Annotated in this window: 17 protein-coding genes; 3 read left to right on the top strand and 14 right to left on the bottom strand. The window is 40.7% G+C overall.

Going from position 1 to position 21,630, the window contains the following annotated elements; genetic code table 11:
- Positions 1 to 65 precede the first annotated feature (65 nt).
- Genes HMPREF0873_RS06960 through rbsB form a run of 3 tightly spaced genes read left to right on the top strand, consistent with a single transcriptional unit; the run spans position 66 to position 3,394 of the window.
- Entirely contained in the window at positions 66 to 1,547 is a 1,482-nt protein-coding gene (locus HMPREF0873_RS06960; protein ID WP_008715160.1) for a sugar ABC transporter ATP-binding protein, read from the top strand.
- Complete coding sequence (locus HMPREF0873_RS06955) at positions 1,547 to 2,482, top strand: ABC transporter permease (protein ID WP_008715159.1); 936 nt, start codon at positions 1,547 to 1,549, stop codon at positions 2,480 to 2,482. The genes HMPREF0873_RS06960 and HMPREF0873_RS06955 overlap by 1 nt, the downstream gene beginning before the upstream one ends.
- Positions 2,483 to 2,491: 9 nt before the next feature.
- Entirely contained in the window at positions 2,492 to 3,394 is a 903-nt protein-coding gene (rbsB, locus tag HMPREF0873_RS06950; protein WP_008715158.1) for a ribose ABC transporter substrate-binding protein RbsB, read from the top strand.
- Positions 3,395 to 3,448: 54 nt separating this feature from the next.
- Here the strand turns inward: rbsB and HMPREF0873_RS06945 are convergent, their stop codons facing one another.
- The 14 genes from HMPREF0873_RS06945 to HMPREF0873_RS06880 all read right to left on the bottom strand — a co-directional run bounded on the left by HMPREF0873_RS06945 (position 3,449) and on the right by HMPREF0873_RS06880 (position 21,419).
- A complete protein-coding gene (locus tag HMPREF0873_RS06945) occupies positions 3,449 to 3,847 on the bottom strand; it encodes a hypothetical protein (protein ID WP_038125741.1) in 399 nt (132 codons plus the stop codon).
- Between the two features lie 199 nt (positions 3,848 to 4,046).
- Positions 4,047 to 4,529: a GNAT family N-acetyltransferase gene (locus HMPREF0873_RS06940; RefSeq protein ID WP_008715156.1), complete on the bottom strand. Its 483-nt coding sequence runs from the start codon at positions 4,527 to 4,529 to the stop codon at positions 4,047 to 4,049.
- Between the two features lie 129 nt (positions 4,530 to 4,658).
- On the bottom strand, positions 4,659 to 5,432 hold the full coding sequence (locus HMPREF0873_RS06935) for an amino acid ABC transporter ATP-binding protein (protein WP_004694249.1): 774 nt from the start codon (positions 5,430 to 5,432) through the stop codon (positions 4,659 to 4,661).
- Positions 5,429 to 6,145 carry an amino acid ABC transporter permease gene (locus HMPREF0873_RS06930; protein WP_004694252.1) on the bottom strand — a complete coding sequence of 239 codons (717 nt, stop codon included), beginning with the start codon at positions 6,143 to 6,145 and terminating at the stop codon, positions 5,429 to 5,431. The genes HMPREF0873_RS06935 and HMPREF0873_RS06930 overlap by 4 nt, the downstream gene beginning before the upstream one ends.
- Before the next feature lie 6 nt (positions 6,146 to 6,151).
- Positions 6,152 to 6,868, bottom strand: coding sequence for an amino acid ABC transporter permease (locus tag HMPREF0873_RS06925; protein ID WP_004697693.1), 717 nt, complete (start codon positions 6,866 to 6,868; stop codon positions 6,152 to 6,154).
- A gap of 55 nt (positions 6,869 to 6,923) precedes the next feature.
- Positions 6,924 to 7,763, bottom strand: coding sequence for a transporter substrate-binding domain-containing protein (locus HMPREF0873_RS06920; RefSeq protein ID WP_008715149.1), 840 nt, complete (start codon positions 7,761 to 7,763; stop codon positions 6,924 to 6,926).
- Positions 7,756 to 9,159, bottom strand: coding sequence for an MmgE/PrpD family protein (locus HMPREF0873_RS06915; protein WP_008715148.1), 1,404 nt, complete (start codon positions 9,157 to 9,159; stop codon positions 7,756 to 7,758). The genes HMPREF0873_RS06920 and HMPREF0873_RS06915 overlap by 8 nt, the downstream gene beginning before the upstream one ends.
- 31 nt (positions 9,160 to 9,190) lie before the next feature.
- The gene (locus HMPREF0873_RS06910) at positions 9,191 to 10,306 is read right to left on the bottom strand and encodes a glutathione S-transferase C-terminal domain-containing protein (protein WP_024062820.1); all 1,116 of its coding nucleotides are present in this window, start codon (positions 10,304 to 10,306) and stop codon (positions 9,191 to 9,193) included.
- Between the two features lie 264 nt (positions 10,307 to 10,570).
- On the bottom strand, positions 10,571 to 11,224 hold the full coding sequence (pcp, locus tag HMPREF0873_RS06905) for a pyroglutamyl-peptidase I (RefSeq protein ID WP_008715146.1): 654 nt from the start codon (positions 11,222 to 11,224) through the stop codon (positions 10,571 to 10,573).
- Between the two features lie 113 nt (positions 11,225 to 11,337).
- Entirely contained in the window at positions 11,338 to 12,267 is a 930-nt protein-coding gene (locus tag HMPREF0873_RS06900; protein WP_008715139.1) for a DUF979 domain-containing protein, read from the bottom strand.
- A gap of 1 nt (position 12,268) precedes the next feature.
- Positions 12,269 to 13,018, bottom strand: coding sequence for a DUF969 domain-containing protein (locus HMPREF0873_RS06895; RefSeq protein ID WP_008715137.1), 750 nt, complete (start codon positions 13,016 to 13,018; stop codon positions 12,269 to 12,271).
- A gap of 208 nt (positions 13,019 to 13,226) precedes the next feature.
- Positions 13,227 to 13,712 (bottom strand): GNAT family N-acetyltransferase, encoded by a 486-nt coding sequence (locus HMPREF0873_RS06890; RefSeq protein ID WP_004694271.1) that lies wholly within the window; start codon positions 13,710 to 13,712, stop codon positions 13,227 to 13,229.
- Positions 13,713 to 14,230: 518 nt separating this feature from the next.
- Positions 14,231 to 19,189: an ESPR-type extended signal peptide-containing protein gene (locus HMPREF0873_RS06885; RefSeq protein ID WP_008715136.1), complete on the bottom strand. Its 4,959-nt coding sequence runs from the start codon at positions 19,187 to 19,189 to the stop codon at positions 14,231 to 14,233.
- 499 nt (positions 19,190 to 19,688) lie between these two features.
- Positions 19,689 to 21,419, bottom strand: coding sequence for an S-layer homology domain-containing protein (locus HMPREF0873_RS06880; RefSeq protein WP_008715135.1), 1,731 nt, complete (start codon positions 21,417 to 21,419; stop codon positions 19,689 to 19,691).
- Between the last annotated feature and the right edge of the window lie 211 nt (positions 21,420 to 21,630).

The following is a 21,630-nucleotide window of genomic DNA, read 5'->3' as shown; positions in this document are numbered from 1 at the left end:
TTATCTAAACATCTAATCTATTACATATATCAAGAGATACTTTCATCAGTCATATAGGAGTAGTTATGGAAATTGTTATGTCAGGCATTGCGAAGGCATTTGGTACAAACCAAGTACTGCGCGATGTAAGTATTACCCTCAAGGAGGGCGAAGTTCACGCCTTGATGGGCGAAAACGGCGCCGGCAAATCTACGCTCATGAATATCCTCACCGGTATTCACAAGGCGGATGCTGGTACGATTACCATCGACGGCGTAAAGCGAACCTTCCCGAACCCGAGAGAGGCCGAGCTAAACGGTGTGGTCTTCATCCACCAAGAGCTTAACATTTGGCCAAATCTAACATTGTTAGAAAATCTATATTTAATGAGACCAAAGCGCAACAAATTTGGTATGCTCGACAAAAAGGCGATGCTCACTGAGGCTGAAAACACATGCCGCGAACTAGGCATCGAATTGCCACTCACAACAGAAGCAGGCCTTTGCTCCGTTGGTCACCAACAAATGACGGAAATTCTTCGTATCTTGATGTTAGATGCAAAGGTTGTCATCATGGACGAACCGACAGCAGCCCTCACAGAGCGTGAAACGGCGACATTGTTCAACATGATGCGCAAAATGAAAGCACGCGGCGTTGCTATCGTATATATCTCTCATCGTATGGAAGAGGTATTTAGCGAATGTGACACAATTACGGTTATGCGTGATGGTCACACAATTATCACTAAACCAACATCTGAGATTTCTGTAGACGAAGTGGTACGCCACATGGTAGGCCGTTCCATCGACGAGTTCTACCCTGCTCGCACTACAACACCGGGCGATGTGGTTATGAACGTGGATAACCTCAAACCAGAAGGTTTCGACAACGACATCTCCTTCTCCTTGCGCAAAGGCGAAATCCTCGGCGTAGCAGGTCTCATGGGTGCTGGCCGTACAGAAATTATGCGCGCCATTTTCGGTGTAGATAAACACAACGGCGGCACCGTAACAGTAAACGGCTCCGTCCTAAACTGTAAAAAACCAGAAGATGCCATCAAGGCTGGCATTGCTTTCATCACAGAAAATAGAAAGAGCGAAGGCTTGATTCTTGATTTCTCCATCGGTTCTAACATTACATTGCCTAATCTTGGCGAAATTTGCCCCTCTCATGTACTTGATAAGGGCAAACTCAATTCCTTTGCTGACGAATTGTCTAAAAAACTAGGCGTTAAAACACAATCTATTCACGAACCCGCATCATCCCTATCCGGTGGTAACCAACAAAAGGTGGTTATCGCGAAATGGGTCGGTAAAAAGCCATCTATTATCATCATGGACGAACCTACGCGCGGTATCGACATCGGCGCCAAGCGTGATATTTACGATTTAATGAACGAATTAACGAACGATGGTGTGTCCATTATCATGGTGTCCTCTGAGTTACCGGAAGTGCTCGGCATGAGCGACCGCGTTATGGTCATTCATGAAGGTCGCGTAGCAGGTATCTTGGACCGTAGCGATGCAACACCAGAATCGATTATGACATTAGCCACAGGAGGACAATAATGGACAGCAAAGCTCTACAATATGTAAAAAAATTAGGCCCCCTCATCGGCCTCATCCTATTATTTGTAATTATCTCTGTCATGAACGACAGTTTCCTTGAATTCTCTAACTTGCGTAACTTGTTGCGCCAAGTATCCATCAATGCAATTATCGCCTTCGGTATGACCTTCGTCATCTTAACTGGCGGTATCGACTTATCGGTTGGTTCCATCCTTGCCCTCTCTAGTGCAGTGATGGCAAACCTCATCGTAACTGGTACTGACCCTGTATTAGCTATCGTATTAGCCGCAGGTGCCGGCCTTGTATTGGGCGGTATTAACGGTCTCGTTATTACCTATGGCCGCGTAGCTCCATTTATCGCTACCTTGGCGACCATGACAATCTACCGTGGTGCGACGCTAGTATTCACAGACGGTAACCCAATCTCCGGTCTTACTCAAGATCCTCTATTCCACGGCTTTGGCCAAGGGGATATTGCAGGCCTTCCAGTTCCAGCGATCACAATGTTCCTAGCTTTCATCGCCCTTTGGTTCGTATTGAGCCGCACATCCTTAGGCCGTAAAACATACGCCGTAGGTGGTAGTGAAAAGGTAAGTTACATTGCTGGTATTAAGATTGACCGCGTTAAAATCTTCGTGTATGCCTTAACCGGTATGCTCTGTGGTATCGCGGGTGCAATCATCACCTCTCGTCTTAACTCTGCACAACCGACAGCAGGTGCAGGCTATGAACTTGACGCTATTGCAGCGGTGGTTCTTGGCGGCACAAGCCTTGCTGGTGGTCGTGGTCATATTGTTGGCACATTAATTGGTGCCCTCATTATCGGTACCCTCAACAACGGGTTAAATATTCTCGACGTTTCCAGTTTCTATCAACAAGTTGTAAAAGGTATTGTCATTTTATTGGCGGTTCTTGCAGACCGCAAGAAAGCCTAGGAGGTTCCTATGAAAAAACTATTGTTACTGTTGACGATGGCTATCATGGTTATCGGTCTTGTAGCAGGCTGTGGTAAAAGCGCTGATAATGGCGGCGACAAAAAATCCGGCACAATCGGCTTCTCTGTTTCCACATTGAACAACCCATTCTTCGTAACTATGAAGGAAGGCGTTGAGGCTCAAGCTAAAGCGCTTGGTCTTAAAGTTAAAATCGTTGATGCTCAAAATGACCCTGCAAAACAAGCAAACGATATTTCCGACTTACTTGAAAGCGGCGTTTCTGTATTGATCATCAACCCTGTAGACTCTGCAGCTATCTCTACTTCCGTAGAAGCAGCAAATGCTAAAAACATTCCTGTAATCACTGTTGACCGCTCTGCTGATAAAGGCAAAGTAGTAGCTCACATCGCTTCCGATAACGTAAAAGGCGGCGAAATGGCCGCTCAACTTATCGCTGAAAAAGTAGGCAAAGCTGCAAAAGTTGCAGAAATCGAAGGTATCCCTGGTGCTTCCGCCACACGTGAACGCGGCCAAGGTTTCCACAACGTAGCTGACAAAGACTTAACAGTAGTAGCAAAACAAAGTGCTGACTTCGACCGTACAAAAGGTTTAAACGTAGCAACAAACATTTTGCAAGCTAACCCTGATGTACAAGCTATCTTCGCTCATAACGACGAAATGGCATTAGGCGCTATCCAAGCAGCTAAATCCGCAGGCAAAACAATCTTCATCGTAGGCTTTGACGGTACTGCTGATGCAGACAAAGCTGTTAAAGACGGCACATTGGCTGCAACAATTGCGCAACAACCGGACCAAATGGGTAAAATCGCTATTGATACAGCTCAAAAAGTTATCAAAGGCGAAGCTGTAGAAGCTAAAATCCCTGTAGATCTTAAAGTTGTTACAAAATAATTGTAAATAGAAACTGGGTACAAAAAAGAGTCGCATCCTTTGATGCGACTCTTTTTATTTTGGCTCTCGTTCCAAAAATTCTTTGAAAAACTCAATAAACTTTGGCAAATATGTTTGATCTAAACTTTCAATTGTCATATTACATTTGTAATTATAAGTAGTACAGATAGTAACATCTATCGCCAATGCACCCTTTTGATCTAACGAGAATGTTAAGGTATCCCCTTCTCCAGTTAATACATGGGTAAAGGTTGCTTTGCCTTTACACTTCTCATACAAATCGACTAATTCTTGATAGCCTTTACGAATTCCGGACCAATCGCTAGGATCAATATAGCCAGAACAGATATTATAGCCTCGTTTAATATATACGCCAAACATACCAAATTCAGATAACTCTACATCCATATCAAAAGCTATTGTTAAATTTGGTTCATTTACGATTTCATACATACTATTCACACTCCACAAACAGTAACATTTTTATTTATTATAACATTACATGTATTAATGAAATAGTATCGATAATTTTTAAAAGCAACACTAATGCATGTAAAGTCTAGCATAACAATAACATATAAAAAATAGCGACTAGTTGGTTATCTTAACTAGTCGCTATTTGTATGGTAGGACTCCAAAATTAGAGTTCCCATTACAATATTTTCTTAAAGAATATGGTCGTATGTACCTTTCCAGGTAGTTGTGTTCGTTTATATTCTTTAAAGCCAAAGCCTTCATACATTTTGGCAAGCCATGGATGTTCTGCGGCTGTACCAAGGGTTACGGCTGGTGTTTTATATACGTTGCGCAATAGGTCTTCTGCTTCGGCGAGGACTTCACGAGCATAGCCCTGTCCCTTATGTTCAGGGGCCGTCACAAAGTGTGCAATGTGCGGATATACGTCTGGCGTAGCTTTGGGAATCCAAGGCATGCGGAATGAAATAGAGCATACTAAGGAACCATCTACGTAGAGACCAAATACAGGATATTTTAAGATCCACACCCGAGATTCTTCTGGGCTAAAGTTAATAGCATCGAAGGATATAGGGTAGTTCTTATTCTCCGCATATCCTGCAATTAACACCTCGTGATATTCAGCCGCATCATCTACGGTTAATTGTCTAAATTCTTTCATATGTACCTCGTTTAAAGCGACCTAATTCTAAAAATATTAGGTCGCCATGAATTTCTATATTACTAGGATAGCACGCATTATTATGCTCTGCATTATTTATAGAGCAGTATTTTTATAGAGCAGTACTATTTATAAAGCTGCACTATCTAGTGGCTGTTCGCTATCTAGTGTAAGGTAACGGCTCAAGAATTTGCGTGTTCGTTCTTCTGTTGGATGTTCAAGGACAACCTTAGGATCTCCTTGTTCTACGATGACGCCGCCTTCCATAAATACGACTTGGTCAGCCACTTCTTTGGCAAAGCCAATTTCGTGAGTTACGATAATCATCGTAACCTTGAGCTCTTTCGCAATCTTGCGTATAACAGCTAATACTTCACCTACGAGCTCTGGATCGAGGGCTGATGTAGGTTCGTCAAAGAGGATAACCTCTGGGTCCATCGCAAGGGCACGAGCGATGCCAATACGTTGTTGTTGACCACCGGAAAGTTGTACCGGATAGTAATCATCATAGCCTTCCATGCCTACTTCCTTGAGGAAGCGTTGTGCGATTTCACGGGCTTGAGATTTCTTCATCTTCTTAACCGTTACAAGGCCTTCCATAATATTTTCAATAACGGTCTTATTAGAGAACAAGTTATAAGATTGGAACACCATGGATGTGTTACGGCGTGCGTTTAAGATTTCCTTGTTAGACGCTTTATGGAGGTCTACAGAAATATCATTTAACTGCATTGTCCCTGCATCGGCCTTTTCAAGGAAGTTAAGCGTTCTAAGGAATGTCGTCTTACCACTACCGGATGGGCCAAGGATAACCGTTACAGACCCTGTTGGCACATGTAAGTCGATGCCCTTTAAAATTTCACGGTTCCCGAAGGATTTGTGAACTTGTTTAATATCTATCATAATGCATTACCTCGTTTATACTTGCTTGCATAGATTTCTAAACGATGGAAGATAAATTCAAATACAATCCCCATCACCCAGAATAGACCGGCCACCACGATGTAGGCCTCAAAATATTGTGAATTTTCCTCTGTATATAACTTTGCAGCGCCAAATAGTTCAATAACTGTGATGACAAATACGATACTCGTACTCTTCATGGTGTTAAGGAACTGATTTGTAAATAGTGGCAACGCAAAGACTGTAGCCTGTGGCAATACGATGCGACGGAACGCTTGGAACCAAGTCATACCGATGGCCTGAGCCGCTTCCATTTGCCCTTTCGGTACCGATTGTAAGGCAGCCCGGAAGATTTCACTCAAATAGGCTCCTGTGTGCAAGGTTAAACCTACAACGGCTACAAAGGTAGCTGGCACCTTTTCAAAGGGCACATGCACCCCTGTTTGATCCTCTAGCGCGAGGAATAGAATTGGTAAACCATAGTACACGAGGTATAAGAGAACCATGTTCGGAATACTACGGCACAATAATACATATAGGTAGCTGAGCTGACTGAGCACAGGCACTTTATTTTGTTGTAGCACGCAACTTAATAACCCTAGGATTGTACCCAAACCAACGCTGAGGAAGGTAATCATAAGGGTGACTTTCACATAAGGAATGACAGCAAAGAAGGTGCCATAAATATAGGTTGAATCGATTATATGTCCCATACGCCCCTACTCCTCACTGATCAAAATGCGTTGCGTTTCCTTGCCCGCAACGGTAAAACGTTTTTCAAGCAATCGGCCCAAGAGAGACACGATGATAATTAGAATACCATAAATGATGGCCGCATCGACGAATAGCTCAAGATAGCGCTGACTATTGCCGCCCATGAGGTCCGCCTTACGCATCATATCCACAACGCCGACGTTAAAAATGAGCGCCGTCCCTTTCAACATGCCGATAACGAGGTTCGTCAACGGTGGAATGCTCATGGTGAAAGCCTGCGGCAAGATGATGCGCACATAGCTTTGGAACTCGGTCATACCAAGACTTTTAGCGGCTTCCTTCTCACCAGGAGCCACCGCATCAATACTGGAGCGCATGATTTCAGCGCTGTAAGCTGCAATGTGCAATGTAAATACGGCGTATACGAATACGAGGCCTGGCACATTTTTCATGTTAAGCCCCATGTGGGACATGATTTCTGGTACCCCAAAGTAAATAAGGAAGAGCTGTACCAAGAACGGAGTGCCCCGCATAAAGGAGATAAATACGATAAATAATTGGTTTAATACTGGTACCTTCTTGAGGCGAATGATGGCTATGATAGAGCCCAAAATAACACCTAAGATGGCAGAAATAACGGTGATTAATACCGTTACATGCACATAATTCAAGAGCTGTGGAAACGCTTGGATCATGTAGGACACATCAAAATACTTGCCCACAGTAGCACCTCGCTTCTAGACATAATAGAATAAGGCCGCCAAGGCGGCCTATCCGTTATTTTTGTGTTGGATCGAATGTGTAATCCCCACCAAGATATTGTTCAGAAAGTTTTTTCAACGTACCATCTGCACGCATTTCTTTCATAGTTTTATCGATTTTTTCGTTTACTTGTTTCATGTCATCTGTACGTTTAGACAAGAAATAAGTTGGTACTACGGCCAATACATCGCCTACGGCTTTAAGTGGCAAGCCACGATCTTTAATGGCAGAATTAATAACGTATTCGTATTCACCGGCTGCATCAGCACGGCCTGTAGCAACAAGGTTCAACGTTTCAGCACCCGCTTTATCTGTATAGATAACCTCGATTTGAGGATTTGCTGTTTCGTTGAATTGTTTTACTAATTCGTTGAACTCAGAGGATGTGGTAACGGCGATTTTTTTGCCTTTCAAATCATCCAATTTAGAGATGTCGTTGCGATCGTTTTTAACTACTAATTTACGTGTAGAGTAGTTGTTAACCTCATTTGTGTAGTAGAATTTTGCTTCACGTGTCGGGTTGCGACGCATTTGGTTTGCAATCATGTCCACTTGGCCTGCATCCATTGCTACAAAGGCAGCATCAACGGCCATTGGCTTGAAGTTGAAGTGAAGGTCTGGATTACGACGCTCAATTTCTTTCAACAATTCTACGTCAAAACCAGTAAGGTTGCCATTATCATCTGTATAGGAATAGGGGCGAACTGTACCGCGTGTAGCTACGTTAATTACTTTAGCATCAGGATTTACCTTTGCATCCTTAGATGTATCGTCACCGCAACCAGCCACCACAAGCACGCCTAGTGCCAACGCGCCAATAGCAAATAATTTCGTCAATTTCTTTGTATTAAACATGTAAAACTCCTTCTTTTCGCAATGTTTGCAGGAATGGCTCAACCTCATCTGTATGGGTAAAAGCCTCAATGATTCTATCTATTTGGTCAGCCTTCAAGGTAAGGCCTAATTTTATGCGTATATCCTCCATAGTGAGAGGATTATTCGGTGATCCTTTCGGATTGTTCACCGTTTCTGTGAAAGTATCTCCATTTTTCAATATAACGGTTACTTTCGTAATCCGCTCTGTTTGGGATACCTTCGGTAAGTCATAAACACGCTCAATTCGTGACATATAGTCTCGTATTGATGAGTCTATGATATCTATCTTGAATAATTCATCCTGTACCGCCCCATACGCGAGAACTTGGTACACGATGTACTCTATGGAAAACTGCCCTTCTCGACCTGTTGTTGGCGATGTATAACGCAATGCCGCATCAGCACCAGGCGGGAAATGAACAGTCACTCGATCTATCTCATCCCAAAGGGAGAAATTGGGGGTGGTACATAATCTACATTGATCTTGTTCCTCTGTATCTGGTGAAAGGTAGTTGTGTTTAGACACATACGAAGAAGATGTATATAGTCTATGTGCCACGACTTCTGCCGCTTCAGCGCCACAAATAGCAGCCGAGCAATAGGGATGGACTTTCATCCACAAACCAGGATCAATGAGTTGCCCTGGTGCTAGCCAACGGCTAGCGATGTCATTTGATGTAACGGTAGTTTTACCGATAATTTTAAACCAACCCCGTTCAGGGTCAAATGGTTTTGTGCTTGTTTTAAGTGATGTATGTTGTAACAGTTCGTAAGCCCATACGCCATTGCGTGCTGCTAGTCCCGCATGGAGAGGCTTACCATCTGTACCACTTTGAAAGAACATGCCTGCCGATTGTGTGGCAGCCAAAGACAGGAGCTGAGCCAAGCTTTCACCATGAAGGCCTCGCAAAGCGCCTATAGCGGCCGCCGCCCCAATAACACCAACGGTCCCCGTAGAATGCCATCCTTGGGTCCGATGGGCAGGATTAATAAGGGAACCAATAATCCCCTCTAACTCGGCTCCGATGATATAGGCACGAAGGAAATCATGCCATGTATCATACGGCTCGAGCACTGCCAACAAAGCAGAATATAAAACAGTACTGAAATGACCTGCCAAATTTGCCTGGGCATCATCAAAATCAAGATAATGCGAAGCAAAACCATAATACAAAGCTTTATCGGCTTTAGATACGTTTTCTCCATTAGTCTCGATGAACCGAGCCAAATCTTGAACGGCCTGTTCCGTCTCAGCCGGCGCTAGAGATGCCAAATAATCTAGAAAAGCAATGCGAGCCACTGACAGGAGGTCCTCACGGTTCGTCACATCCGTTTGTTCTATGTGGTTCACAATCGTCTGTGTTACTAAATCCATGGGGCCCCCTTTCAGTTATCTATACAATCTATTATTTACCAAATTTTTCAGCACGGTCATTTGGTTCTAACCAAATGGAGTCGTCTGGACCTTTTGGAACGAGGCGTGGTAGGTCTTCAAATGGCGTATGGTCTACATAGTAGAAGCGTTTACGCATAGAGTCGAAGTCTGTAGTACCACCAAATGCTGGATTGGAGTACAAGTCCTTCGCATAGTTCCAAAGATTTGGATAGTCTACAAGACGTTTCTTATTCACCAAGTATTTTTGGTAGAATACAAGGTCAAAACGAGCCAATGTTGGGAAAATACGAATATCTGGGTCTGTGATTGTGTCGCCCATCAAGTAACGTTGCTTGCTAAGGCGTTCTTCAAGCCAGTCTAAGCGAGCAAAAATGCGGTCATAGTAATATTCGTAATCTTTTTGGTTCGTTACGAGGGCTGCTAGATTTACAGCCAAGTTGAAGTCAGCATAGATGATAACATTCAATGCATCGATGTCGGCACGCAATTCCTCAGGATAAATATCTGGTGCATCAGGGGACACAAAATCTTTAAAACCCAATGCCAATTCTGTAGTCAACGCATGGTAGTCATTATTTACAACAGCACCTGTTGTAACATCTACGATAGCTGGTACTGTGGAGCGTGCATCGTAGTTAGGGTCGCCTTTGCGGTACGCTTCACCTAAGGAGTGAATGCCCAATACAGGGTCCTTTTCATCCTTATCAAGGGTAAAGAACCAGTCTGCAATTACACCTGCAGGACGCAATGGATCAACCGTGCCTTTTGAAATCACTTTATCTAAGCCAAGTAAATCGATGGCAATTGCAATGCGATGGGCCCAAGGACAATGCTTAGACCATACAAGGCGGTAACGGTCCTTTTCTACAGGTAGAAACCCTGGTTCACTGCCAAAAGGTGTTGTGAATTGAGGTTCTTCGCTATCAGAATATTTTTGACGACGGTTAAAATTCGATGCATCTTTACCTTCATACTCCTTCTGCTCCCCTTGAGAACGAGGGTTACTAGATTGAAACTCAGAAAAATCGATGGGACAAGGATTCATAGCACGTTGGAACTCAACTTCTTTACGAGCCGCCGCAATGGTAGGATCCTTGATTTTACTTACATCTACGTGTTCACTCATTCTATACTCCTTATAAAGGTCATCCCCATTAGCTTTATTCCACTTTTCATGGTGAAAGCTTCTGTGATATTCCTCAATTATTCCTACTAACTTAATATGAATATAAGCCTATATTATATTATTTAAAAACCTATGTCAATAGTGGGTATTTAAAATTTATAATATCTATTACAAACAAAAATCTCAAGTTATATCGTTTCTAGATATAACTCGAGCTTTATTTAAATTATGTGTATTAAACAAACACTAGTATTGGTAATATTTTTATTCGTGAGGTGTTGTATAGTTAATATCTTGTGCCTTGTAACTTTCACCATGAGCTAATACATGAACGATGGTTTCCAATGTGGCACGTACAGTTTCAACAGCCATGCTTGGTTGATTTGGTTTATCCACCACTTGGGATGGCAAGTATGGAATGTGCATGAAGCCCGCCTTAATATTGCCTTTTTGTGCTGCATAATGACACACGCCATACATCAAGTGATTGCATACAAAGGTACCAGCTGTATTAGAAACCTTTGCAGGAATGCCATTTTGATGCAATGCGTTAACAATGTTTTTAATTGGCAACGTTGCAAAATAGGCACTAGGACCATCGGCTACAACAGGTTCATCTTCAGGTTGGTTGCCTCCATTGTCCGGAATGCGGAAGTCATCGCAGTTAATAGCAACGCGTTCCACTGTAATATCTGGGCGACCCCCTGCTTGACCTACACAGAGAATGAAATCTGGTTGGCACTCTTCAGCCGCTGCTTTTACAGTATCAACAGATTTATAACGAATAGTAGGAACCATTTGAGTCACTACCTTGTAGTCACCATCAGTATAACCATCCATTGTTTTTACCGCTTCCCAAGCGGGATTAATAGGTTCACCGCCGAATGGATCAAAGCCGGTAATTAAAATTGTTTTCATCACACTACCTCATAACGATATCTTATGGTTCATTAGAATAATCAAATATGATACATAATCTTAGAAGGATATATCATATAGTTTCATAAGCATATCGTACTTTCACAAAAGGGTTAAATAAAGTAATACATTAATAGAATATTCAATACGAGCATAATCAATGCAATTGGAAGTTGTGCTTTAATAACGCCGTATTGATCGCGCATTTCAAGGAGTGCTACCGGTACAATATTAAAGTTGGCCGCCATAGGTGTCATCAAAGTACCGCAATAGCCAGCAAGCATTGCAATAGCACCGACAGCTGCTGGGTTAGCACCATGAGCTACAACGAGCATTGGGATACCGATGGCACTTGTAATCATCGCAAATGCGGCAAACGCGTTACCCATAATCATTGTAAAGATAACCATACCGATGCAGTAAGCCACAACAACGAGGAATACATTATCTGCTGGTACTACACTTGCGACTGCACTGGAGATAAGTTTACCAACGCCAGCCAAATTAAATAGATACCCAAGAGCCGCTAATAACTGGGACAAAATAGCAGTCCAACTGATAGCATCGATAAGTCGACGGCCTTCATGGAAACCTTGGTTAAGTTCGCCCTTTGTAATATAAAGAGCAGCACACATAGCAATGATTGCGGCAATACCTAGACCAACAAGAGCTCCTAACTTAGTAAAGAAACCAATGAAGAATGTAATAATACCAACAAGTAACGCTGGTACGAAGATAACATTACCAATACGAACAGCTTCGCCTTTTTTGAATTCGATAGGAGATTCAAAGTAATGGCCTTTGCCGAGTTGTTTTACTAATACGATAGCTGCCATAGCAATTACAAGCCAGCCATTAATTTCCTTGGAGAGATAAGAACCAAAGATAAAGGATATGCTATATAAGAGCCAAAATAAGCCTGTACCAATGCGATATTTATGTTCTTTATCTAAAAATGATTGAATAGCAAAGATAAATAGAATAATCCCTACGAGAAGATATACATAATCTAAGGGCTGCATTTTATAGAATATTTCTAACATATTATTCAGCCTCCTTCTTCAATTCTTCTGGTGTAACAAGAATATTTAACTCATTAGGTACTAATTTACCAGCTTTCATATCCGCTTCGTCACGAGCTACAGAGGCTTGAATTGTTTTATCAAAGATAATAAAGCGAATAAAGTTAACGATATAAGCACAAACAGCAGTTGGCAATCCGTACAATACCATATCTGTTAACTCTACAGAATAACCTAATTGTTCCATAACGCCTTTGATGAGTAATAACCCACCAGCAGCAAGGAATAAGTTTTGACCGAAGAAGTTACCTATATTATCTGCAGAAGCAGCCACACCGCGCACCTTATCAAGCGTACGTTGAGATACTGGACGGCCTTGAGCTACCGCAGCTTCACTCATAGGAGCAATCAATGGACGAACCATAGCAACCATACCGGACATGTTAATGCCAAAGGCTACAGTTACTTGACGCACAAATAAGTAAATCATAAAGATACGACCTGCCGTAGCAGCGTTGATCTTGCCAATCAAAATTTCTGCCCGTTCACGCAAGCCGTGACGTTCCATAAGACCGATAACAGGTAAAATCAAAATAAATAATGACATATAACGATTTTTAACAAAGGCCTCTCCAATAGCACCAACGATATTGTTAATACTGAGACCACCTGCAAGGCCCGTTACAAAGCCTGCGGCTACGACAACTAACAAGGCATTAAAGCGCAGCATCAGACCGATGACCATCACTAAAATACCAGACAAAATCAACATATGGACACATCCTTTCTACAAATCATCCATAACACATATAACCATAAAGATACGTTATATGTATATATTATATACTGAATAGTCATAATCTTACACAAAAAAATACCTTGTATCTAAATTTAGTGAATGTCCCTGATCTGCGATCAGAGCATAAAACACTCAAATAGAGTACAAGGTAATTTACGTAATTAATATAACGCTTTCTTAATTAATTTAATTCTTTCTTGAATAATATAGTTGTATGCTGTTTTCCTCTAAAATGAACCTTATCATATGCCGTAAACCCAAAGGATTCATACATTTTAGGCAACCACGGATGTTCCTTAGCCGTTCCTAGTGTAACAATATGTGTTTTAAACTGTTCTTTTAAAAGCTCCTCTGCATAGCCCAAGACTTCCCGTGCATATCCTTTGCCTTTGAAAGCTGGTGCCGTTACAAAATGAGCAATATGCGGATATTTATCCGGCGTTGAGTATTTCACCCAAGGCATACAAAACGTAATAGAACTAACTAATTGCCCATCAATATACAAGCCGTATACAGGATAATTTTCAATCCATTCCTTAGATTCCTCTTCCGTAAAATCAATAGCGTCGAAGCTAATGGGATAGTCTTTTATAGCTGCGTAACCATCGATTAATACCTTATGATATTCTGCTGTGTCTGCAACTGTTAATTGTCTAAATTCTTTCATGGTCTTTCCCTCATATCTATATTTTTATTCACAAGCTACGAATATTAATTCACTTTGTGAAAGTAATTATACACCTATATGTATTTATTTGCAATACAATTACATAAATATTATATGAAATTATAATATCTATAAAGAGGATCTCATATGGAGTGCCATAATATATACACAGAAGAAACTAATAACAAGATAAAACTATTGAGACAAATAAGTTATCAACTACGCCATATTGATAGATTTATATTACGTATTCTATTTTTAATCAAAAAGAATGACACCAACCATAAAATGATTGGTGTCAAAAAATACTCATAAGATAAAATTGTAATATTTGACGGATAGCAAAAATAAATTATGTCTCCTTAATAATAGTATTATACATATAAGGAGACATAACTCAAAATCTTTTTAAAACACTTTTAAAAATATACGTTATAAATGATATATTTACGCCCTATCATTGGACATCCAATCACAATAAAACAGATTTTTTCTCATATGAAAATCTTTCGATTCTATTAACCGCGACCTTTAATAACGCGAACACGTTGAATATCAGGCGTACCATCTTTATGTTTAGAAATAGTATCTACTCTGATACGTTCAAGTTCTGGTTGGAATTCTTTAAGTGCTCTAACCATTTGATCATCGGCGACAGCACCGTTTTGAATAGCCCTGTAAATTAATGCAGCCATTTCATAACGAGTCATCATACGATCTCCACCAAATTTACCGTCTGGATAACCCACAATAATACCATTACCTGCTAATGTCGCCACATAGTCGTATGCCCAATGGTTTTCAGGTATATCTGGGAAAAGTTGCATCTTATCCAAATCCAAGGAGTTGAGCTGTTTCCCCTCAGAAACCTTCATGAGTATGCCCTTCACATTTTCAAGCTCAGCACGAAGATCTTTGATTTCTTTCGCCATTGCTACTCTAGAAGTAGACACATGATTGCCTTGACCGATTTTCATGCTAACACCAGCGTTCAACATATTTTCACCGCCGCCGAAGGAACCACCTACACTAAATAGAGTATCCTCATTTGGACGATAGAATGCACCGATTGAAGCTGCATGAGCATCTTTGTAGTTACCATAGCCTGCAGCGATATCCCATTTATCATCAGGATCGAAATCTAGAGGGTGAAGTGCTGCCAATGCGGCTGCCCCTGCACCAACCCTATTCATACGACTATCAATATTCTTGATATTTCCACCGATTTCTTTTAATTGACTTACATTAACGGCATCCGAATCAGACGTACCTGCTGCAACATTGGTGATTTTCTTATTACCTGCATTGATACCAGTTTCTGTGATGCTAGGACCATTCTTAATTGTCAAGCCATTATTGTTCATTATGGTATTACCAGTTGTTACAGATTTAAATGTCGGTGTATCGATTACAGATACTTTATAGTCTACACCACCAATTGCATTTGTCCCTTTAATTACGCTAATATTGTTACCTTCCGATACGGAAGAGTATTTACCTGCCCCATTAGCTACAGCCTTCAATTGGTCTTCTGTTGCCGCTTGACCACTAGTTATGTTAGCAGGGTCCCAGGTCTTATTAGTCAAATTATTCACTGTACCAGCTGTGCCATTAACAGTTACTTTACCTGCTTGTATTGTTCCTTCAGAACCCTTAATAGAAATTTGCTTATTAGGATCTGTTCCAAGAGTAATATCATCATTGAGGTTTACTTTATAAGTCTTAGATCCATCATTATTAGTTATGGAAGTTACTGTTGTATTTTTACCATTCTCTAGTTTTGTTGTAGCACCAGCTACCGCTTTACTCAATTGACTCACATTTACTGCATCTGTAACATCAGTACCGTCAGCGACATTAGTAATCTTCTTTCCACCCGCATCGATACCAGTCTTAACAATCTTGGGACCACCATTAATAGTCAATCCATCAGTATTCATAACAGTATCACCGGTAGTTACGCTGTTCAAACCTTTCAAGTCCTTAGCTAGACGAACTTTTAAGTTGCTATCACCATCGGATATAACACCGATATTGTCATCAGTAGTCAATTTACTTACATCGGTAATACCACCAACTACATTCACTTGTTCGTTAAGTTTCTTCTTGATAACAGCGCCTGTATCTCCGCCATACTTCATACCGTCATCTAAAGTTGCAACATCATGCTTGTCGCCATTCTTTTCTTCGATTACTAAGCGAGTAATATTTTTGCCATCAATACCAGATTTTCCGTCGCCCCCCTTGATAGAAATAGCGTTATTACCATCCTTGCCATTCAAACCAATAGATCCATCTTTACCATTGATAACAACAGCTGAACCATCTTTACCGTTAACTCCGATGGAACCGTCTTTGCCATCAATACCTTTCTTACCAAGGACTAGATCATCATTTACATTAACTTTGTAAGGATTAGCAGCTGAGCCATCACCTTCAACAGTTGTATTTTTACCATCTTTAAGAATAGTCTTACCTGCTGCAATAGCGTCTTTCAGTTGACCAACATTTACTGCATCCGTATTATCAGTACCAGCCGCTACATTAGTAATCTTCTTATTGCCTGCATCGATGCCGTTCTTAAGAATCTTAGGACCACCATTTATAGTCAAGCCATCCGTATTCATAACGGTATCGCCGGTAGTTACACTAGTCAGATTTTTCAATTCTTTTGCTAATTTAACATTAAGCGCACCATTTGCAGATACTACACCAATATTGTCATCAGACAATTTATTAGTATCGGCACCACCTTTGATATCTAACTGTTCACCTAATTGTTTATTGATAACAGTTGTATCGTCACCTTTGAAGTTTAAGCCTTTTACAATGGTTTTATTGATATTTGTAATATCATTTTTATTATTTTTTACACCGTCACTAACATATTTTAATTGGTCTTCTGTTGCTGCTTGACCATGTACAACTGTAGGATTATCGATATCCCATATACGGTTAGTCAATTCATTTACCGTACCGGCGCCAGTTATTTTAACTATTCCCGCCTTAATATCACCTGTTGTACCATGAATTGTAACCTTATTTCCAGCTGTAATCGTACCAGTAGTACCATCTATAACGACTTGTTTATCAGCATCTGAACCGAGAGTAATCTTATCGCCTAATCCAACTGTATATTCTTTACCGCCAGCAGCGTTAACTCCTTCTGTAACGGTTACGTTAGCATCTTTAGCTTTTACAGTTGTTGCTTTGGCTGTACCACCAATTGCGGCATTTAATTGATCCACATTGACAGCATCAGTTCCAGCAGTACCTGCTGCTACATTAGTAATTTTTTGACCACCCGCATTCAAACCATCTTTATTGACATAAGTCTTCCCATTGATAGCCAAGCTACCATCAGGTCCTAAGTTAATATCTTTTTTAAGTTTAACATTTAGTTGAGTACCATCAGATTCTACACCAATATTATTATCTGTCAAGTCCGCAGAAGCGCCACCCTTAATAGATAACTTATCACCCAATTGCTTATTAATATCTGTACCAGTATCACCAGCGAAGTTCAATCCTTTTGCAATAGTAGTATTGATATTTGTGATATTTGTTGTATTGGTATCTTGTTGTACTTTGGATGCGATATCTGTCAATGTAACTTGTTTTTTATCGCCTTTATCATTAGCTACAGTCAATACCATGTTGCCATCACTGTCAACTTTATATTTACCTTGGCTATTTAAATCAGGGTTTGCTACCAAACGATAGTCCCCTTTTCCCACTTCGGTAAATACATTACTCAAATCAACATTGACTTTACCTGTATCGTTACGTTCCAATGTCAAAGTTTTACCATCATTGGATACACTACCACTTGTAACAAAGTTATTTTTAAGGCCTGTCACATTAGCGGTCAAACCGTTTGTACCGGTTAGATTTGCAATGCCGTCACCATTAGCTTGATAAGTTGCTGTACCACCGGTCACGTATTTATCCTTTGCATCAACGATACGGTTGATATCTCCGATATTAGCACCATTTGTAATGACATCTCCACCGCTAGCAACGCCTGTAATCTGTTTGTTCCCCGCATTAATACCATCTTTTACGATTTTTGGACCTCCGGTAATAGTCACACCGTCAGTATTCATAACCGTATTACCAGTTGTTACACTAGTCAGATTGTTAAGTTCTTTAGCCAATTTAACATTCAGCGTATTTATTCCATCGGATACCACACCAATATTGTTGTCGCTCAATTTAGATACATCTGTTACCCCGCCAACAACATTAGTTTGTGCACCTAGTCTTTGAATAAATTTATTATCCGTAGCTCCTGCAGCCTTTACATCACCTGCATACACTACGCCTTTATTCACTTCAGTATTCACCGCATATAATTGGCTACCATTTATAGCATCGGTAGATGTAGCAGAAAGACGTCCAGCTGCTACGTTAGTAATGGTACGCTCTACACCTGTCTTGCCAACACTTACTGTAGAAGTAGGATTAATGCCTGCAAAATTATGTATTTCTCCATTGACCGTTTCAGACGTAGTACCAACTGCTGTTGCAGTTTCAGATCCAGAACCGATAGCTACAGCATTTTCATTCTTTGCATTTGCTTCATTACCGATAGCTACACCATTCTTTACTGTTACGTTAGCCTTATTACCTATTGAGGTACCATTTAATCCAGTAACAGAAGTCGAAGACCCTATGGCAGTGCCATCTACTGCAGTAACATTCGTGAGTCTACCAAGTGCCGTTGCTCCTAAAGCTTTTGCTTTGGCTTGATAGCCAACAGCTGCAGACTGCCCACTCGTAGCATTTGACCATGTTCCAATCGCCACACTAGCATCATCTTCAGCCACCGCATTTGTTCCCATAGCAATAGACCATCTTCCCTTTGCCTGCGCATTACCACCAATTGCATAAGCATAGGTATTTGTAGCTTTCGCTAAACTTCCCATCGCCAAAGAAGATTCTTCTTGAGCATGAGCAACGCTACCAATAGCAATAGCATGAGTCTTATCCGCTTTTGCGTCTCCACCAATAGCAGCAGCATATTCTCCAGAAGCTTTAGCATTTGCACCTACAGCAACTGCATTTTTAGCTGATGCATATGCTACGCCACCAATAGCAGTAGCATTTTGAGCCGTAGCATTTGAGCCTCCACCAAGAGCAGTCGAATATTGAGCCGAAGAATTACTATGAGCACCTATCGCCAAAGCAACTGCACCTAAAGACTTAGCATAACCACCTATTGCCACATTATTAGGATCAGATCCTGTCTCAGTTCCATTTCCCAATGATATACCTGATCCTGTTCCTTCAGGAATTACTGCATGAACAGTGTTCAATGGCAGTGCTATACTTCCCACCAATGCAAGTGCACATAAAACAGTACACGCACTCGTTCCACCACTTCCGCTGATTTTTCCACGATTATTGGCAAATTCCGAAACAACCACATAACATTTTTTCACCCGACTCCAAATGACTTTATAAATCCGGTTCATAACACTCCTCCTAAATTTTTTCTGTTACACTAACTAATTACACTAAAAATACACTATATATTAAGATAAAAGATATATACTCTCTGCCAAAAACACCTCTTCAAAAACAGGTAAGTATATATTTTAAAATCATTATTACATTATTATTATAATAATAATTCAAGAACCCCAAAATCTTAATTATTATGCAATTCTATTTATAGTGCTAGAAAACAAAATAAGGCTACTTTGATTTGTAAAAGTTTTGTAGAAAAACCATATAAATCAAGGCAGTCTTTTTTAAATTTCATTATAACATAAAGAAAAACATCTGAAAAGGAGCATAAAAGAGGCTTCGTCAAATATTGGGACATTTATCTCACAAATCTTTTTTCATTAAAAGTAGAATACGTATTCAAAAAACATATAAGATAATACAAAAGCATATTAGACAAAAAAACAGGATGTATCAAAAGATACATCCTGTTTTGAGTTTTTACAAACTCTAGAAAAGTTAATTCTATTGATTATTGTATATACGGGAACCGTATACGTCACGTTCATTTTTAGGTTCGTTATTAACGCGAACACGTTCAGTTTTATGACGATCGTTATCATCACCAGAAATACGATCAACACGGAAGTGGTTAAGACGAATATTTTGTAATTCAGGACCGAATTCATTCAATGCACGTTTCATGTTGTCGTCAATAGGAGCACCATTTTGAAGTGCACGGTACAACATGGTAGCGAATTCGTAACGAGTCATCTTAACATCGCCTTTGAATGTGCCATCAGGGTAGCCAACAAGGATACCATTACCAGCCAATTGGCTAATATATTGGTAAGCCCAGTGGTTGCGAGGAACGTCTGGGAATTCAGCAGTTTTGCTTGGATCAATTGCATGTGGAGTCAAGATTTGTAACAAGTTATTATATTTGTTTTCCATATCTTGAAGACGTGCGTTCAATTCAGCAATTTCACGACCCATAGCTACGCGGGAACGGGATTCAGGGGAACGTTTACCTAGGCGAATAGATACACCTGCGTTCAATTGAGTTTCACCAGTACCTACAGTGCCACCAACGGAGAACATTGTATCTTCGTTAGGGCGGTAGAATGCGCCCAACGCAGCGGAGTTAGCATTATGGTAGTGACCATAACCAGCAGCAATTGTCCATTTGTCATCTGGGTTGAAGTCCAATGGATGCAATGCAGCCAATGCAGCGGAACCTGCGCCTACTTTGTTAACACGTCTTTCAACAGTACCAACACGATTAGTCAAGTTCTTAATATTGTTATTAATTTGGCCAGGTGTGGAATTGTTGATTTGTGTTTGTAAATCATTAGCTACGGAATATAATTGGCTACCGTTTACAGCATCTGTAGAAGTAGCGGAGATTTCTCCAGCCGCAACATTTTTAATTTGACGTTCAGCACCAGCTTTACCTACAGACACGGAACCATTAGCTGCAGAACCTACGCCAGCAAAGCCACCAAAGGTATGACCAGCGATGGTTGCACTACTTTGAGCTGTAGCTTCACTTGTAGTGGAACCTGTACCTAAAGCGATAGAGTTTAAATGTGTTGCATTTGCATGATCACCAATCGCCATAGCATAGTCAGCTGTAGCACTTGCATCAGAACCAAACGCATTAGAACGCACGTTAGTTGCCTGTGCACCAGCGCCAAATGCTTGAGCATGATCACCAGATGCAAGAGCAGAGGAACCCATAGCAACAGAATGATTATTGGTTGCTTGTGCGCTAGAACCAATCGCATTAGATTTATAGCCAGATGCTAACGCTTCATAGCCAATAGCTTGTGAGCGAACTTCGGAAGCCTTTGCACGTGTACCAATAGCAGTAGACCATGTACGTTGTGCTTCAGCAGAATGACCAATAGCAATAGATTCATTCATCAACGCTTTGGAAGAATTACCCATTGCTAATGCAGAGGTACCTGCAGCAGTATTGTTAACACCAATAGCAACAGAATTACTTTTCCAGTCACCAGTTTTCTTTGTAGCATCATCTGGCTCATTTTCATAATCACGATCACGGAAGTTTGCAGCAGATTCTTTTACAGTATTACCGCTACCATACGCAACTGCATTATTAGTACCTGTAACAACATTAGTGTTGTCCATTACAACAGAAGCAGCGTCTACCGGATTAACATTCGCACCAACAGCAGTGACAGCAGCTAATACAGCAAACGCTAATTTTTTGGAATGTTTCATTTCTCTCATCTTACACCCTCACTAAATTAAAAAATCATCCAAATTACAATACAATTTTTCATTCTCTCTATGTTCCGTCTCTCACCTCGGTCTGAACAGGTGATATTCTAAATTAGCATAAAGAAATACCCCTATATCAGTTTAAGAAAAATTTATATTGTCGATTACTCGCATAGAATATCAAAGTTTTACGATATACACAACCCTTTTTTCTAACACA

Origin of the sequence: Veillonella sp. 3_1_44 (genome assembly GCF_000163715.1) — a bacterium.
GTDB classification, from domain to species: Bacteria; Bacillota; Negativicutes; order Veillonellales; family Veillonellaceae; genus Veillonella; species Veillonella parvula_A.
This window is presented reverse-complemented; position numbering and strand designations above follow the sequence as displayed.

What these genes read in the sequence shown, in the direction of transcription:
- HMPREF0873_RS06960 (WP_008715160.1), top strand. Translation starts at nt 66, where the DNA reads ATGGAAATTGTTATGTCAGGCATTGCGAAGGCATTTGGTACAAACCAA.
- HMPREF0873_RS06955 (WP_008715159.1), top strand. Translation starts at nt 1,547, where the DNA reads ATGGACAGCAAAGCTCTACAATATGTAAAAAAATTAGGCCCCCTCATC.
- rbsB (WP_008715158.1), top strand. Translation starts at nt 2,492, where the DNA reads ATGAAAAAACTATTGTTACTGTTGACGATGGCTATCATGGTTATCGGT.
- HMPREF0873_RS06945 (WP_038125741.1), bottom strand. Translation starts at nt 3,847, where the DNA reads ATGTATGAAATCGTAAATGAACCAAATTTAACAATAGCTTTTGATATG.
- HMPREF0873_RS06940 (WP_008715156.1), bottom strand. Translation starts at nt 4,529, where the DNA reads ATGAAAGAATTTAGACAATTAACCGTAGATGATGCGGCTGAATATCAC.
- HMPREF0873_RS06935 (WP_004694249.1), bottom strand. Translation starts at nt 5,432, where the DNA reads ATGATAGATATTAAACAAGTTCACAAATCCTTCGGGAACCGTGAAATT.
- HMPREF0873_RS06930 (WP_004694252.1), bottom strand. Translation starts at nt 6,145, where the DNA reads ATGGGACATATAATCGATTCAACCTATATTTATGGCACCTTCTTTGCT.
- HMPREF0873_RS06920 (WP_008715149.1), bottom strand. Translation starts at nt 7,763, where the DNA reads ATGTTTAATACAAAGAAATTGACGAAATTATTTGCTATTGGCGCGTTG.
- HMPREF0873_RS06915 (WP_008715148.1), bottom strand. Translation starts at nt 9,159, where the DNA reads ATGGATTTAGTAACACAGACGATTGTGAACCACATAGAACAAACGGAT.
- HMPREF0873_RS06910 (WP_024062820.1), bottom strand. Translation starts at nt 10,306, where the DNA reads ATGAGTGAACACGTAGATGTAAGTAAAATCAAGGATCCTACCATTGCG.
- pcp (WP_008715146.1), bottom strand. Translation starts at nt 11,224, where the DNA reads ATGAAAACAATTTTAATTACCGGCTTTGATCCATTCGGCGGTGAACCT.
- HMPREF0873_RS06900 (WP_008715139.1), bottom strand. Translation starts at nt 12,267, where the DNA reads ATGTTAGAAATATTCTATAAAATGCAGCCCTTAGATTATGTATATCTT.
- HMPREF0873_RS06895 (WP_008715137.1), bottom strand. Translation starts at nt 13,018, where the DNA reads ATGTTGATTTTGTCTGGTATTTTAGTGATGGTCATCGGTCTGATGCTG.
- HMPREF0873_RS06890 (WP_004694271.1), bottom strand. Translation starts at nt 13,712, where the DNA reads ATGAAAGAATTTAGACAATTAACAGTTGCAGACACAGCAGAATATCAT.
- HMPREF0873_RS06885 (WP_008715136.1), bottom strand. Translation starts at nt 19,189, where the DNA reads ATGAACCGGATTTATAAAGTCATTTGGAGTCGGGTGAAAAAATGTTAT.
- HMPREF0873_RS06880 (WP_008715135.1), bottom strand. Translation starts at nt 21,419, where the DNA reads ATGAGAGAAATGAAACATTCCAAAAAATTAGCGTTTGCTGTATTAGCT.